Origin of the sequence: Paenibacillus sp. GM2FR (genome assembly GCF_002803325.1) — a bacterium.
GTDB classification, from domain to species: domain Bacteria; phylum Bacillota; class Bacilli; order Paenibacillales; family Paenibacillaceae; genus Paenibacillus_AQ; species Paenibacillus_AQ lautus.
The window spans coordinates 1672404-1687990 of record NZ_MKZM01000008.1; the positions used below are offsets into that span (position 1 = coordinate 1672404).

General features: G+C 47.1%; 13 protein-coding genes. 5 read left to right on the plus strand and 8 right to left on the minus strand.

What is annotated here, in order from left to right; genetic code table 11:
• Positions 1-13: 13 nt before the first annotated feature.
• The 5 genes from ureC to PAEVO_RS07680 form a co-directional block, all read right to left on the minus strand.
• The gene (ureC, locus tag PAEVO_RS07660; RefSeq protein ID WP_100537025.1) at positions 14-1726 is read right to left on the minus strand and encodes an urease subunit alpha; all 1713 of its coding nucleotides are present in this window, start codon (positions 1724-1726) and stop codon (positions 14-16) included.
• Positions 1723-2367, minus strand: a complete 645-nt coding sequence (ureA, locus tag PAEVO_RS07665; RefSeq protein ID WP_100537026.1) for an urease subunit gamma — start codon at positions 2365-2367, stop codon at positions 1723-1725. The genes ureC and ureA overlap by 4 nt, the downstream gene beginning before the upstream one ends.
• Positions 2368-2644: 277 nt before the next feature.
• The gene (locus tag PAEVO_RS07670; protein ID WP_100537027.1) at positions 2645-3751 is read right to left on the minus strand and encodes a Ger(x)C family spore germination protein; all 1107 of its coding nucleotides are present in this window, start codon (positions 3749-3751) and stop codon (positions 2645-2647) included.
• A gap of 6 nt (positions 3752-3757) precedes the next feature.
• Positions 3758-4834 carry a GerAB/ArcD/ProY family transporter gene (locus PAEVO_RS07675; protein ID WP_100537028.1) on the minus strand — a complete coding sequence of 359 codons (1077 nt, stop codon included), beginning with the start codon at positions 4832-4834 and terminating at the stop codon, positions 3758-3760.
• Between the two features lie 6 nt (positions 4835-4840).
• A complete protein-coding gene (locus PAEVO_RS07680) occupies positions 4841-6346 on the minus strand; it encodes a spore germination protein (RefSeq protein ID WP_100537029.1) in 1506 nt (501 codons plus the stop codon).
• 162 nt (positions 6347-6508) lie between these two features.
• On the opposite strand from PAEVO_RS07680, the gene PAEVO_RS07685 reads away from it, so the two are divergent.
• The 4 genes from PAEVO_RS07685 to PAEVO_RS07700 all read left to right on the plus strand — a co-directional run bounded on the left by PAEVO_RS07685 (position 6509) and on the right by PAEVO_RS07700 (position 11520).
• Positions 6509-7291, plus strand: coding sequence for a DUF3889 domain-containing protein (locus tag PAEVO_RS07685; protein WP_100537030.1), 783 nt, complete (start codon positions 6509-6511; stop codon positions 7289-7291).
• Between the two features lie 233 nt (positions 7292-7524).
• Complete coding sequence (locus tag PAEVO_RS07690) at positions 7525-9033, plus strand: ATP-binding protein (protein ID WP_243390672.1); 1509 nt, start codon at positions 7525-7527, stop codon at positions 9031-9033.
• A 126-nt stretch (positions 9034-9159) separates the two neighbouring features.
• Complete coding sequence (locus tag PAEVO_RS07695) at positions 9160-10410, plus strand: multidrug effflux MFS transporter (protein ID WP_100537032.1); 1251 nt, start codon at positions 9160-9162, stop codon at positions 10408-10410.
• A gap of 177 nt (positions 10411-10587) precedes the next feature.
• Entirely contained in the window at positions 10588-11520 is a 933-nt protein-coding gene (locus PAEVO_RS07700) for a VanW family protein (protein ID WP_100537033.1), read from the plus strand.
• Here the strand turns inward: PAEVO_RS07700 and PAEVO_RS07705 are convergent.
• From PAEVO_RS07705 to PAEVO_RS07715, 3 genes are all read right to left on the minus strand, one after another.
• The gene (locus tag PAEVO_RS07705; protein ID WP_100539363.1) at positions 11517-12338 is read right to left on the minus strand and encodes a cytochrome c oxidase assembly protein; all 822 of its coding nucleotides are present in this window, start codon (positions 12336-12338) and stop codon (positions 11517-11519) included. The two genes, PAEVO_RS07700 and PAEVO_RS07705, sit on opposite strands and share 4 nt — an antisense overlap.
• A 7-nt stretch (positions 12339-12345) precedes the next feature.
• Entirely contained in the window at positions 12346-12834 is a 489-nt protein-coding gene (locus PAEVO_RS07710; protein ID WP_100537034.1) for a DUF2243 domain-containing protein, read from the minus strand.
• A gap of 351 nt (positions 12835-13185) precedes the next feature.
• Entirely contained in the window at positions 13186-14376 is a 1191-nt protein-coding gene (locus PAEVO_RS07715; protein ID WP_100537035.1) for a styrene monooxygenase/indole monooxygenase family protein, read from the minus strand.
• Positions 14377-14641: 265 nt separating this feature from the next.
• Between PAEVO_RS07715 and PAEVO_RS07720 the strand changes: the two genes are divergently transcribed.
• The gene (locus tag PAEVO_RS07720) at positions 14642-15319 is read left to right on the plus strand and encodes a response regulator transcription factor (protein WP_100537036.1); all 678 of its coding nucleotides are present in this window, start codon (positions 14642-14644) and stop codon (positions 15317-15319) included.
• The last annotated feature ends 268 nt before the right edge of the window (positions 15320-15587 follow it).

Below are 15587 nucleotides of genomic sequence, written 5' to 3' on the forward strand. Positions count from 1 at the left end.
ACAAACCAGGTCGTCAAACCAGGAAATAACGCTGCGATAACGGCAGGTGGGAAGATGGGGCGCTTGTCAGCCTTTCGCCGTTAACGCTTACCGCATAGGTCACCGGATCCACCATAATTTCCGGCGTCTCTCCATTGTGAATAAGATCCGTTTTTCTCACAGTTCGGCAGTTCCGGACAGGCAGGAGCTGCTTCCGCAATCCCAGTGGATCAAGCGTACCCAACTGAAGGGAGGATTGGGATACGAAAGTAGCGCTTAGCGCAGCCTGGGCTCCGCCATAACTGCCGAACATCGGCCGATACATATAAGGCTGCGGTGTGGAGATCGACGCGTTGGGGTCGCCCATGACGGCATGGACAATCATGCCGCTCTTCAGCACGATCTCCGGCTTGGCTCCGAAGAGGGCGGGTTTCCAGAGTACGAGATCGGCCATTTTTCCGACTTCGATGGAGCCGACGTAATCGGATATGCCGTGGGTCTTGGCAGGGTTAATGGTGTATTTGGCAATATAGCGCTTGATGCGGAAATTGTCCGATTTCGTATCCGATCCTAGCGGGCCGCGCTGTTGTTTCATTTTGTCCGCCGTTTGCCATGTGCGGATAGCGACTTCGCCAACACGGCCCATCGCTTGCGAATCGGAGCTGGTCATGCTAATCGCTCCTATATCATGCAGAATATCCTCAGCTCCGATCGTCTCTGCCCGAATCCGGGAGGAGGCGAAGGCAACATCCTCGGGAATACGCGGATCGAGATGATGGCAAATCATTAGCATATCCAGATGTTCGTCAATCGTATTCACCGTATAGGGCATGGTCGGACTGGTCGAGGAGGGGAGGACATTCGGCATGGAAGCTACTCGCAGCAGATCCGGGGCGTGACCGCCTCCTGCACCTTCGGTATGGTAGGTATGAATCGCCCGGCCGTTAAAGGAGCGCAAGCTGTCTTCAACAAAGCCCGCTTCATTTAGCGTATCGGTATGGATGTTAACCTGCACATCCAGTTCCTCGGCGACGTTCAGGCACTTGTCGATTACGTAGGGCGTGCTGCCCCAGTCTTCGTGGATTTTGAGTCCAGCCGCACCGGCATGGACTTGTTCGGCCAGCGCTTCCGGACGACTGCTATTCCCGCGGCCCAGAAAAACCATATTAATGGGAAGGGCATCTGTTGCTTGCAGCATCCGCTGCAGGTTCCATACCCCAGAAGTACAATTGGTTGCCAGTGTTCCCGTAGCAGGCCCGGTACCTCCACCAACAAATGTAGTGACACCGCTTTGGAGCGCGATTTCGACTTGCTGTGGACTGATAAAGTGCACATGCGAATCCACGCCGCCGGCTGTTACGATCAAGTTCTCGCCGGAGATGACTTCCGTGCCTACACCGATAATCATTCCGTCGGTGACGCCATCCATCATGAGTGGATTCCCCGCTTTTCCGATACCGCTGATGAACCCGTCCTTGATCCCGATATCCGCTTTAACAATCCCCCAAGTATCGATAATGATGGCATTCGTAATGACCAGATCCAGGACGCCTTCCGCGCGGGTAGCGAGAGGATGTTGGCCCATGCCGTCACGTATCACTTTACCGCCGCCAAACACGCATTCATCTCCATAGACGGTATAATCCTTCTCAATCTCAAGCCAGAGGGAGGTGTCGGCGAGTCTAACCCGATCCCCTGTCGTAGGCCCGTACATGCTGGCATAGGTAGCACGATCGATTGTTGTCATAAGCTCACCACCCCATTGGTTTTTCCGTTCGTTAAACCTGCAAAACCGTGAATCTCCTGGCTGCCGCCAATTTGAACAAGAGTGACCTCCAAGGTTTCCCCGGGTTCGAACCTGGTCGATAATCCGGAAGCGATATCGAGTCGATAACCTTGCGTGCCGTTTCGATCGAATTGCAGGGCCGGATTGCATTCGTAAAAATGGAAGTGCGACCCTACCTGGATCGGGCGGTCTCCGCTGTTCGTAACTTCGCGCGTAATGCGAGGGCGGCCGGGTACCAGCTCGATCGGCGCATCTCGCAGGTCGTATTCGCCTGCAATAATGCCGGATGAAACGTTAGCGCCTTGAATCGGGTCATGAACGCTGACCAGCTTGGTACCGTCCACAAAGGTGGCTTCGACCTGAACTTCTCTAAGCAAGTGGGCCACCCCGTCCATCACTTGATCGGCTGACAGCACATGACGCGCTTCCTCCATTAATTCGGCTACAGACTTACCATCACGAGCTCCTTCAACAACAAAACCTGAAATGAGTGCCGCCGCTTCCGGATAGTTTAATTTCAACCCGCGGGCTAAACGTTTCTGCGCTAATTCCGACGCGAGAAAAAGCAATAATTTGTCTCTTTCTTGGTAAGTGAGGTGCATCCAAGCCACTCCTTTTGCATTATTTGAGTTAGAATACTTTACATTTCATGAAGCGAATAGAGACTGATTGAAATAATAAGACATTTATTTTGGATAAATGTAGCACTATACAAAAAAATAGTCAACATCAATGTCATATTATATAACATTGAATTCACTTCGTTTTCTGATGATCTCCAAGCTGTGATAGAGGATTTTGTTAGGCACAAAAAGGCCAACCAGAAATCTCTGGCTGACCTAAAAATACGAAAAAACCTTAGTAAGGGCCTTTTCCTTATTATCGAAACTTCCCGTAATCTTTAATGTGCACATCAAACGAGCATTCCACCGGAATCTTTTGAAGCTCCTGCCGCCAGTTCATTTTTTTCCATTGTTCATAGCCAACCCGATTTCGAACATGACTGCCGATTCCGAGATTATCCACCTGATGTTTTTTCATCAACGTAATCATGGCATCGCTTTTTTTTGAAATATATTGACTGATTCGCTGCTCCAGCTCACGCCGTTCCCGCTCGTTGTTTAACCTGGCATCACCGATGTATTCCAGAACAGAGCCGGTAACCTTGACATGAAACGTAACCTTCTCAACGCCTTGTACTCCGCGGGTGATCTTGACTTTTCGCGTGCTGATCAATGAACTGAACATGACGTTTTCCTGCTTGCCGTTAATCTCCGTCAGATCAATATTAATTTGGCCTTCTCGGAATTTGTCTTTCAGAAAAGCGAAGACCAATGCGTCCTGAGGTTCAATCTTCGTAACATAACGATCATCTCTAAATAAGGCGATACCATCCGTTGTAATGTAATTGTTCTCATGCTTCTTAAGAATCGGTGCAACAGGGTCTACGCCCTGATCAAAAAAATCCCTGGCGAAATTAAATAACGTGACCTTGGGAATGGTCTGCCCGAGTGCTTCCTTCTCAAGCAGCATATCGATATATCTGCCGGTTCGCGGGTGCTGCTTGTAATCGTCAATGAGCAATTCGCCTGCACTGCCTTCAACCACGCTGATTTTTACCTGCGAAGAGATGGAGGGATCCCGAAACAAGGTATCCAGATGACCGTGCAATCCGCTTTCCGCCAACGAAGTACCAAACAGCACATTACGCAATTGTCCACTCACCAGCAGCATCCCCGTTTGTCTGGACATGATCATTCTCGCTTCCTTGCTGCTCTTGGCTGTTGCCGTCAGCACTTCACGCTTAGCGGATGTCTCTGGATCCGCTTGGGGTATCGAGACTGAGAAGCTTAACTCGCCATTCGGGAGCAAATCATAGCTTGTCGTTTGGATGAATCCTAGATCTTCCAAAATGCGTTGATCCCCGCAGCCGGATACAGGGATGATACACAGCAGTAGGAGTAAGCACGTACATTTTTTTAACATATCACATCACGCTGCCTTTTTGCGCCGCTGCCATAACAGCAGAAGTATTAAGATCAACGGCATTATGTAGGCGAATCCAATCTGGATATAACCCAGAAATAAAAGCCACTCCCGGATTGTGTTCAATACCGTTGGAATGTAGGAAATGAGCAAAGCTGCCAGAATGATAAAAAAATAGTGGACATGGACTTTGACCTTTGGAAAAACTCTTTGGGTGCTTTCGCCAGCCGCCCAGAAGTAAAGGACCAGGGTAATGAGGGTGGTAAACAAGAAAAAGCCGTAGAAAAGATTCTCGATTCGCTCAACGAATGGAAGCTTGATATAAGCCAGCAAGTCCAGTAACGGGAATAACATGACTTTAAGCATATCCGAGCCAATTACGCCAAACGAAACAAAACCCAAGAGCGTATAGGATACCGTACGAATTAAATTTCCATAAAATACCGCTCTGAACAGTTTGGTCTTCTTATCGGTATAGGGAAACAAAAGTAAGCACAGCTCATAACCCAAGTACGCCAAATAAATTTGAAAAAGACCCTCGGTCATGCTGTAACCGTCTTTAAAAATATAAGGGGATAATCTCTCGATTTTGAATTCCCCAACATAATATAGCATAAGCAAGCTCATCCAGATGGTGGTCCAGAAGAAAACGGTCGAAGCCTTGGAAATGTTATAGAGCCCTTTGGTCAGCAGTATAAATGCAAGAACATCGATCGCAATCTTGAACACCATGGGGTTGGTTGTTGGGAACGCGAACATCTGAAAGATCAGTACATACTCCTTGGCAACGAGACAGCCAATAAGTGCCCATACCGTACTAATCGCCAGATAGAAGGGGACCAGAATGAACTTGGGAATACTTTTTTCTAATATTTCGAAAATGGACTGTCCTTGGCCCAGCCGATACACCCAATACATCATGTAGATATTCAGACAGACCATAAGGGACACCGGGATGGTGATTAGCCAACCATTTGTTCCGAAATATTGGGCTTCGACCTGGGTAATGCTGAATACATAGACACCCGTTTGAATCATGTAGATGAGGATCGCGGTATGGAATTGGGATAGTTTTTCTTTCAATTGTCCTCACCTCTTCATTTTTAACTTCACTTTATTTCTTGCTTTGACTTGGGTTGGCCGCTTGGCCAACGTGGAAAAAGGCAGCCTCAAGAATACATCTTTCCAGTCATAGGGCTCAAAAGGAGCAATGGGTGACAAATAGGAGGAACCGACACTCGTCAAACCACTTAAGTGAATGACGATATAGGCCAAGCCAAGAGCCAACCCCATATTCCCCCATAATCCAGCCATTACAATAAGCCCAAAACGGAAGAGGCGAAAGGATGCGCTCATGACATAATTGGGTATAACAAAGGAAGCGATAGCAGAAGAGGCAACAGCAATGATCAGTATGTTACTGGTTAATCCCGCTTGCACGGCAGCCTGACCTATCACGATACCGCCTACGATGCCGATGGTCTGTCCAATTTTGGTAGGTAGTCTGGCACCGGCTTCCCGCAGCAGCTCAATGGTAGTCTCCATCAGGAGCGCTTCAAAAATCGGGGGGAAGGGCACTTTACTTCTGGACTCTGTCAGTGTCAGGATTAGATTCTCCGGAATCATCTCATAGTGGAAGGAGGTTACCGAGACGTAAAGGGCCGTCAATGTCACCGTGATCATGAGCGCTGCAAACCTCAGGAACAAGGTTGCCGTGCCTATGCTCCACCTTTGGTAATAATCGTCGGAAGACGAGAAAAATTCAAAAAAGTTGACCGGGGCGCTGAAGGCGGTGGGGCTCCCGTCCATAATCCCGACGATACGACCCGATACCAGCTTGGATGCGATCGTATCCGGCCGCTCGGTGGTCAGAAATTGTGTAAAGATCGAATACGGATCATCATCAATGCACTGAATCAGCATGTTCGCATCATGGATAGCATCGATTTCGATATCCTTAATTCGCTTTATCACTTCTTTTACATAGATCTCATTGGCGATGTCTTGGATGTAAAGAACATAGACATCAGATTTGGTCACTTCACCAACGGACAATTTAATGACTTTGAGATGAGAACTCTGCACTCGCTTCCGGATCAACGAAAGATTGGTATAAGCTTGTTCCGTAAACGCCTCGTGCGGACCAATAATGATGGACTCCGTTTCGGATTCGGCAACCGTACGTGATACCGGGAAAATAACATCGATCAGGTATGCATTTTCTTCGTAAAAGATAGCCGCCATACCGCTAAGAATGCCTTCCACGCATTTTTTGGTTTCCGTTACTTGTTTAAATTGGGATTGCTCTGTTAACAGCTCCAACGGCGTCTCAGATTTCAACAATGGAGGGAGCAGGTCACGCTCCAGCCGATCCTCATTGACCAAATGGCTGAAATACAGTACATGCAAACGTTCCTTATGATAGGTTTTATGGACAAAATCGGCGGCATTATCAAATTGATCCATGATATGCTGCAGCGTTAGTGCAACTTCTTCCTGGGGGTTAGGGTCCTGTTGATTTTCGTGAGTATGGCCTTCTTCAGAATGTTCATGGCTAACCAGAAACATGGATTTTAACTTCTGTTTCATCCTCACGCCTTTTCACCTCGGATTCCTGCATAGTCTGTCACAGTGTGTGTACTTTTCCCTCAATTTATCCAACGAATCCCATGTCGAATTAGGATGAACATAAGCGGGAATCTTAGGCATGAGAGACAAGCGCCAGATTTATCTAGAGGTGTAAAGAGGAGGTTTACTATGCTGGGCAGCATCTTATTAGCCGGTGTTTTATCGCTTGGGATAAGTCCTGGCGATGATCAAGGAATAAAAGAGTCTTCGAAAAATCAGTTTCAGCAGGCTATCTTTGAATCTCGCGGTGAGCTTGTGGAGGAGGCTGTGAGGACCTGTGAGAAACATTTCGGTACAGCCATCTTCTTACCGCCGCAGTTGCCGCCTGTAGCTTTCACGCATCAGTATGGCCGCTGCTATGACATGAAGGGCGGATTGGACGAGCATTTGGAGGTTCATTACCAAAACCGATATAAACCTGAACATGACTACAAAATCGAGTTATATCCCCTGGAAAATAAACAGCAGCTGAACCATCTATCCTTTCAAGAATCGGAGCTGGCAGATCATACAACCGCAAAGTTCTACAAGGGACCGATCAATACGCTTCAGCTGTTCGTACTCGAAAAGGGAAACTGGCAATACCTTCTAACTGCTGCAAATCGCACTTCATCAAAAATCAGGCAGCAGGAATTGACGGAAATTGCAGAGTCCCTGATCCATGCCGTGAACAGTAAAGACCCTGCTTCCGCCACATGGGGAACTCTCGCGGTGACGGAAACGAAGCGTAAATACAATATGGATGTCGTCGACTACCTCTATATGGGAAGAACCACGATATCCAGTGAAATGGCGGAGGAGAAATTTAAGCTATGGCTGAAGAAAGGGGCTCGTGAATTCGGTGTATACGTAACCGTTTCGTTTCATCCGACAACTCATCAGTTCATATCGATTCGGTACGAAGAATTGTAGCTGGAATTCGAGCTGGATAGCAGGAATACACATGATTTTCAGATAGAGATTCACGTTTGCTATTTTGAAAGTCGTGTTTTCCTGCTGTTCAGAAGCATGCATATGGTGTACCATATTTGGTGAAACTTGCCTCCGTTCTACATTTTGCGCCAGTAATAGTGATTTAGGAGTGATTCGCTTTGTCGTTTATAGTACTCAAGCTCCTATTTGTACCAATGATATCGGTTTTTATCATGGTGTCGTCAGTTTATCTTGGATATCAAACGTCAATCCCTTTGATGCTGGTCACGGCATCGTTACTGTATGCATCCGTTTTTTTCGATCGAAAGTACGAATGGCTTCGCAGTATACAATTTCTCTTTCTCGGGGCGTTTCATTATGTCAGCCAATTGAATTGGTGTATCTTGCTGTATTACATACTAATCATCAATCTCATTCATAAAAAAGAGCGTTTCATAGAAACGATGCCGCTGTGCCTTCTTATGGTCCTTCAATATTCCATCATTCGTCTGACGTATGTACCTTTTACAAAATACCATATTCTGGTTTCCGTGTTTGATTGCTTAGCATCCTTTGTCGTCGTCATTTCCTTTCATTTTGTTAACTTTCTCGAATCGGAGAAGAAGAAATTATATAAGCAAAACGATTACCTGACCTATCACGATCCCTTGACGGGACTTCTGAATTATGATGGATATTTGCATAAAGTTCAGCATCTCATTGAGGTGAACAAGCCCTTTCAGTTGGTGTTACTGGACATCAACAACTTCAAATCGTTAAATGCCAAGGATATCTCAACAGCCAATGAGATTCTGATCAGTTTCTCACGGGCCGTGCGCAAACTGTTCCTGAACGATATGCTGGCAGCCTCCCGTTATGCGGGAGACCGCTTTGCTATACTGCTACCCGAGCACGTCAACATCGACAGCAGCATGTTCCATTTTGAACATATCGGTGTACAGGTGACCTATAGCATCACTTGTTACCCGCATGAAGCTATAAATTATCAAGAGATGATCAGCACGGCAGAGGACCGGATCTTTCAAATGCGGCGCAATTCCTGGATGAGAAGCCAGGAGGAAATGATCCGAACGGAAAAGATGAAAATGGTGGGGGAATTGGCTGCCGGGATGGCCCATGAGATTCGGAATCCTCTTACCTCCATTAAAGGGTTTATTCAACTCTCCAAAACTCAAAGTTATAACATTCAGCCCTGGTATGAAGTCATTATGGGGGAGATTACGCGGGTAGGGGAGCTGACGGCAGAATTTTTGCACTTCTCCAAGCCCCATGCCAGCAATATGAGGGTAGAATCACTTACGGACTGCATGACTCGAGTCTATTCATTGTGTGAATCCGAAGCAGCCTCGCATGGACATTTATTTATGCTGGACATAAGCGATGAACCGATCCAGATCGTCATGGACCGTGATAAGATCATCCAGGTGCTAATCAACCTGATTCGTAATTCCTTTCAAGCGATGGAGCACACCGGCTCCGTCCGAATCTCGCTCAGGGCGGAAGAACGAATGGCTGTCGTCGAAGTTGAGGATTCCGGTAAAGGCATTGCCGATGAAAATTTGGCCAAGATTTTTGATCCGTTCTATACAACCAAAGAAGAAGGGACCGGCCTTGGGTTATCCCTGTGTCAAAAAATTGTAGAGGACCATGGCGGCAGAATAACAGTGCAAAGCGAGCTGGGTATTGGCACAACATTTACCTTGCGGATTCCACTGGCTTAGAAAAAATGGATGGCAATCTATCGTAATATATCCTATGATAGGATAGTTATTTAGCAACCTAAGAAGGTTTGCTGAAATTTTATACTTATGCATCAATGTGTTGCAGGAAAGGAAGTAACAAAACGTATGTCGATGACCACGAATGAAGCCGGTTCAGCCATGGTTCTAACTCGCAGGAAGAGGCTTCAGTTTGCCTTGATTCTCGGATCTCTTTCGGCTTTCGGGCCGCTTTCCGTTGATATGTATTTACCTGCACTGCCTAAACTCTCCGAGAGTTTGGGGTCGCCAGCATCGTTGGCCCAATTAAGCCTGACGGCGTTTTTGCTTGGTCTTGCTCTGGGACAGCTTGTGGCAGGCCCGCTCAGCGATATCCGGGGGAGAAAAGCACCGCTCATCATATCCTTGATTATGTATTCGATTACCTCCTTGCTGTGTGCGTTTGCCCCAACGATATGGGTTCTGGTTGTGCTTCGGCTTGTACAGGGAGCAAGCGGAGCAGCCGGTATCGTCATATCCAGGGCTGTCGTCCGGGATTTATACACCGGTTCGGAGCTGACCAAATTTTTTACCTTGCTGATGCTGATCAATGGTTTAGCACCCATTATCGCTCCCGTATTCGGAGCGTTTATCCTTAATTTCGTCTCTTGGCGCGGAGTTTTTGTCGTCCTCTTCCTGATTGGATTGCTTATGCTGCTCGCTGTATGGTTTGGTCTTCCGGAAACGCTCAATCGGGAGAAAAGGGCCAACGGCGGGATCAAGCAAACCTTCCGTACCTTCGGTACGCTGGTTCGGGACCGCGTATTTGTCGGCTATGCGCTTTCCCAAGCGTTCGTATCAGCCGCGATGTTTGCTTATATCTCAGGGTCACCATTTGTATTGCAGGATATCTTTGGCGTATCCCCTCAAATGTACAGCCTGTTCTTTGCCGTAAATGGGGTCGGTATTGTCCTGTTCTCTCAAATTACGGGCAGATTAGCTTCCCGCACAGGGGAAACCAAATTGTTGACAACGGGTCTGGTCATTGCGGCCTTTGGCGGCACGTCGCTGTTCGCGATCACATGGCTCGGCGGCGGATTGCTGCTGATTGCACCCATGTTGTTCCTGATTGTTTCTGCCGTCGGCATGGTCAGTGCAACGACTACATCCCTGGCGATGCAGAAGCAAGCAGCCCACACATCAGGCAGTGCGTCTGCACTTCTTGGATTACTGCCATTGTTATTAGGTGCAGCCGCAAGTCCACTCGTGGGCCTGGGAGACGGAACAACCGCGGCCCCCATGGGAACGGTCATCGGGATCGCAGAATTGCTGGCCGTAAGCTCGTTTCTGTTCCTTGTTTTGCCCTTTAGTCATAGGAAAGAGACTCCTGTCTCCTTGTAAATGAGAGTCATGACATATAGAGAACCCGCACATTCATGGTGCGGGTTCTTTTGTTTATAAAACAATCTGAATGAATTACCTGTAATGCAATCATAATACCAGAGAGTGAACGAAACTGGATATGTACAAAAACGCGAAAAATAGAGAAAAACACAAAGATAAAGCAGGTGAACCAGCTTGAAATGGATGTCAGTCCTTGGTCTATTGTTTATGCTCCTGCAAGGGGATGAACCGGAAAACAACAATTTAATGATAACGCAAGAAGGCAAAGTCATGGCAAGCGTGAACCGAAGCGAACATGCGCTTGATGTTTTCCCGCTGCTGGATATGGATAAATACGATCAATGGGTGGATGCGCTTGATCGGAAAACCTATCTGGAAGCCCGGAACGCCCGGATTGGCAGCAGTGGCCAAATCATTCCGGGGCAGAATGGTCATAGACTGGATCGACGCAAGCTGCTGGAACAATATTATTCATATTGGTACGGCACTGGGGGTGCTTCCGTCGAAGCACCGAGGTATCCGATTTATCCGAAGGTGGATACCGAGCTTCTGGCCTCCATTCGGGTTAAACCGATAGGTTACTATGTCACCTATTTTAATTCCAACAACAAAAATCGTTCCCACAATATCGCGTTAGCTGCTCAGGCGATAGACAGTGCAGTTGTATTCCCCGGAGAAACCTTCTCGTTTAATCAGGTGGTTGGTATGAGAACAGTGGACAGAGGTTACAAGCGTGCCGGCGTTATCGTCAGGGGCGAATTATCGGAGGGAGTCGGAGGAGGGATTTGTCAGGTCTCCTCCACACTGTATAATGCCATTGACCGTGCAGGCTTACAGATTGTAAAGCGCTACTCTCACAGCCGGAACGTCCCGTATGTGCTGCCCGGGCGCGATGCTACGGTGAGCTGGGGAGGACCTGATTTTGTTTTTGAGAACGCCTATAATCAGCCTATCCTCATCCGGGCATTCGGTAATGGGGGAAGAATGACCGTTGCGATATACTCTTCTGAACTCATTGAATATAAGCCACGTAACGTACCGAGCATCTCCAACATGCTGCCGGAGGAGACGAGTGACAACAAGCACAATCCGGTTAATGGTGATTAATCCAAGGGTTGGATGGATGCAGCAGGTCGCGGGCTCGCCGACCTATACCATTGCATACACAACCAAAACACTAGAATAAGATCAACCGCGTCGCCACCGTAATACATCAGCATTCCGCCGAGCTGGGCCTGTTCCGAAGATACGCCATCGGGTGGATGGGCATATAGGTATTTGGAGAGTATTCCATGTCCGGCAATGGCGATCATCAGGATGATCGCACGAGCCTGAAAGCTGCGACGGTGCGGAGCCACATCCACGTAAATCAAAGATACTGTAAATAAATACCCGGCTGCAAAAACATGAACATGCACGACGATATGCAGCAAAAGGTTATGATGCATGGCCATGAATAAGCTGGTTGTGTACAGGATCCATAATCCACCGATATTCAACAAGGTCGCTACCGCCGGATGAACAATGATTTGGGCCGGTTTGCTCTTCAGCAAACGAGTGATTTGTCTGGCGATTGGAACGGGTGTAGACCTGAGCAGCAGCGTCATCGGCGCGGAGAATGCAATCAGCAGCGGTCCCAGCATACCGAGCAGCAGATGTCCGAGCATATGGATCGTAAAGTTCGCAGGGGCGAGTCGCGCTAGCGGACCGATCAGCGGCAAAACCATGCAAAGCATACCCGCAACCCAGCAAACATAACGATGGATCGGCCACATTCGGTAGTTGCGATTGGAGACCGCAGCAGCAATGATATATAGAAGAATGAGAAACGCAAAGATTAAGCCACCCATGATCCATTCCCAGAAGATCCATGAAGCAGAGGCCCCGGACATTCCAGCCCCATGATCAAGCGAATGGTTACTCATCATAGGATCAGCCCTCCTCGGAACGGTCACGATTTTGAGTTCGCACGATGAGAATCATACCAACTATGATCATGGCCGCAGCAATCAGGTTCCAGACCCAATCATAGGGACGGATATCGACGTTATACCGAATCTGGTGCAGCCGCATCCATTTATGCTGAATGATGCCGTCATACAGCTGGAAGGCGCCGCCTCCAAGCAGAATGCCTCCAATCCACCGTTTAAGCCAGAATGCATTCCGGCGATGCAGATCGGCAAGCATGAATGAGGACCCGATGGTAGCAAACCAGCTGAACGCATGAAACAGTCCATCAGATACAAGTCCAATTTCGGTTGTAGACTTATCGTAGAAATGATGCCAGTGCAGCAGTTGGTGGAACACAACCTCATCGATAAAACCGACCAGACCTAATCCGAATAAGATTCCGGCCCATACATTACGCGTGGAGTATCTTATGCGCTGTAATTGGTTTTCTTTGGCTGTTGTTGATTTCATTCGGTTCATCCTCTTCCAGTTTATAAAAATTCGAGGTGTATCGGTTAAAAGGGTGCCATTATCTAAGTTTACCCATTTTTACCATATCAATAACCAGAAGAGGTAGAGCGGTATGTTCTTATCGATGTCACCTCGATCAGATTGGTACTTATGCCAGTCTTCATGAAATTTGCCGGAAGTGCAAAACGGGTGGAAACCTCCTCGATTGCGGCGATTCCATGAACGTTACGGTGTTTCTGAGGCGGGGTAAAGTTAAAAAGAAGGATGCAGATAGACTGTCATCCACAATGAACGTCAGTTCGGCTGCTTGACACGGTTGTATCCCATGAACAGTACCAACCGTTTCCCCGATTAACGGGGAAACGGTTGGTTTATTGGATGTTTATGAAATGCTTCATAAGCTTTGATGGGATTTTCGAACCAGGCGGCAATTCCGTCAGCCGTCATTTGATCGGAGGCAGCTTGCATCAGCAGTCCAGCGATAGGCTCAGGAAGCGGCTCCGTCATCGCGTTGGTCCATTCCGTAACAGCCGTAATATATTGCTTGGTACGGTTCCAGTAGTCTATACCAACAGCTTCATCCCAAGTCGATTCCTTATGAGTTATGAGGGTTTCATATAACTGTTCAGCGGCATAAGAAGCGGTATTACAGCCTTGGCCTGTTATCGGGTCACTGAGAAAGACGCTATCACCGCACCCAAGTATCAGCGTTCCGTCCATTATTGCATATGGCCTGTGAATGACAGGCGTAATCGCGGTTTGTAGAAAGGCGTTCTCATCGATGAGTGCAAATCGTTCCATATCGATTCGTTCATATATAGGATGAAAGTGCTCTTCAATTACATTCGCCATACGTGCTACAAATTCGGAAGTGTTCTTAATCCCTTTAAAAACATCCAACATTCCTTCAGGCACAGCTTCAATGAATAAGATGGTGGCACGCCCTGAATCGGTCATAGCGGGAATCTCGAACATTTCACCGTTCCCCGGAAGAACCGTAATGGAAATACCCTCAGGCTCCACGGGTCGTACTCCGGTAAAATAACCAACAATGCATTTCCGTTGAGGCGCTTGGTAAGGAGTGAGTCCCGTTTCTACAGGAAATGGTGCCAGCGGCCCGGTCTTTCCCGTTGCGTCGATGATGAGATTGTAGGATGGAATCAGGTCCAGAAGATCTTCCGGCTTCAAACGCCCGTGAATTAACTTCACGCCCTGAGCAGCTAAATCATTCATCGATTCGGCGAAGCGTAAGCGCTGGTCCATGGATGCTGCGATTCCGGAAAGATTGCCCGTGAACAGTTTTTGTTGACCTAACTGAAAGTGAATCGTGCGGATGTGAGGCGCGTTATCCTCGTCAGGCATGCTAAAACGCCGTTCGCGTTCCAGTGTGGGATGAAAATGAACCTGTGTGGATCGAATTCTCCCATCAAGGATGTTCTGCGGCTCTTCATAATGATGCAACGTGACATCAAAATCATTTTTCAGAGAATAGGCAAGCTGGATTCCGGCGGTACCGCAGCCGATGATACCAATACGTCTCATTACATAAGTCCTCCTTGAAAATGGCTTTTAAATAGAATACAGTGATGCCGTTTGGATAAAAAGGGTGGAATTAACTATTATTCACTCCTGCATTTGAACTAAAGGAGAAATGTCAATTATGAGATTTAGTTTACATAATAATTAATATGTAACTATATGGAGTATTCTTAGAGATTACTCATGAGATATCTGCATCTTATCTGCATCTGCTCATGGTATTCTATTAAGATCAGAATCATCTATTTTATGAACGGGAGATCGAACGGTGCAGAAAACAATTCTTATCGTTGAAGATGAACACATTCTAAGAGAAGTCATGAAAGACTATTTGCTTCATGAAGGGTTTGAAGTTCTGGAAGCTGTTGACGGGAAAAGAGCAATGACATTATTTGAAGAGCATGAAGTGAATTTGATCATTCTCGATATCATGCTGCCTGAACTGGACGGCTGGTCCGTCTGTCAGCGTATTCGCAAAATATCGAACGTCCCGATCATTATGCTGACCGCCCGTGTCGATGAAGACGATACATTACTCGGTTTTGAGTTAGGAGCGGATGATTATGTAACCAAGCCATACAGCCCTCCCATATTGTTGGCAAGGGTAAAACGGCTATTGGAGCGTAAGCAAAATCAAGGAAATCAAGGAAATACGCTGACAAGCGGCGGAATCAAGGTGGATTTTCCTTCCCGTACGGTCACGGCACAAGGGGTAAACATTCATTTAACCTATACGGAATTTGAGATACTTGCGTATTTAATGAAGAATACAGGCGTTATTATTACGAGAGAGCAATTGATAACTAGAATCTGGGGTTATGATTATATCGGGGATGAACGGACGATTAATAGTCATATTCGAAATCTACGCACGAAATTAGGTTCCAGCGCTATTCATATCGTAACCGTCGTTCGTTCGGGATATAAATTTGAGGGATGCCCTTGAGGTAAAATTCGAGGAAGCAGGGTATCGTTATTTTAACCCTTTTTAATTAACTACAGGTTGATGCCGCGATGGCGTGTTTTTCACATGAAATGCATTTAAAACATAATGTTCACGTAAAGGGCGCAGAACTTCGGTTCTGTGTTTTTTGTTGTTCATGCCATATCTGTGACCGTCCATCATGAAGTCGATGTCGCGCACCCATTTTTAAACGATATCAATATAATCTGCATTTAATCTTTATCGAGCCGCATTAAACTCTGACGTGTAG

What these genes read in the sequence shown, in the direction of transcription:
- ureC (WP_100537025.1), bottom strand. Translation starts at nt 1,726, where the DNA reads ATGACAACAATCGATCGTGCTACCTATGCCAGCATGTACGGGCCTACG.
- ureA (WP_100537026.1), bottom strand. Translation starts at nt 2,367, where the DNA reads ATGCACCTCACTTACCAAGAAAGAGACAAATTATTGCTTTTTCTCGCG.
- PAEVO_RS07670 (WP_100537027.1), bottom strand. Translation starts at nt 3,751, where the DNA reads ATGTTAAAAAAATGTACGTGCTTACTCCTACTGCTGTGTATCATCCCT.
- PAEVO_RS07685 (WP_100537030.1), top strand. Translation starts at nt 6,509, where the DNA reads ATGCTGGGCAGCATCTTATTAGCCGGTGTTTTATCGCTTGGGATAAGT.
- PAEVO_RS07690 (WP_243390672.1), top strand. Translation starts at nt 7,525, where the DNA reads ATGGTGTCGTCAGTTTATCTTGGATATCAAACGTCAATCCCTTTGATG.
- PAEVO_RS07695 (WP_100537032.1), top strand. Translation starts at nt 9,160, where the DNA reads ATGTCGATGACCACGAATGAAGCCGGTTCAGCCATGGTTCTAACTCGC.
- PAEVO_RS07705 (WP_100539363.1), bottom strand. Translation starts at nt 12,338, where the DNA reads ATGAGTAACCATTCGCTTGATCATGGGGCTGGAATGTCCGGGGCCTCT.
- PAEVO_RS07710 (WP_100537034.1), bottom strand. Translation starts at nt 12,834, where the DNA reads ATGAAATCAACAACAGCCAAAGAAAACCAATTACAGCGCATAAGATAC.
- PAEVO_RS07715 (WP_100537035.1), bottom strand. Translation starts at nt 14,376, where the DNA reads ATGAGACGTATTGGTATCATCGGCTGCGGTACCGCCGGAATCCAGCTT.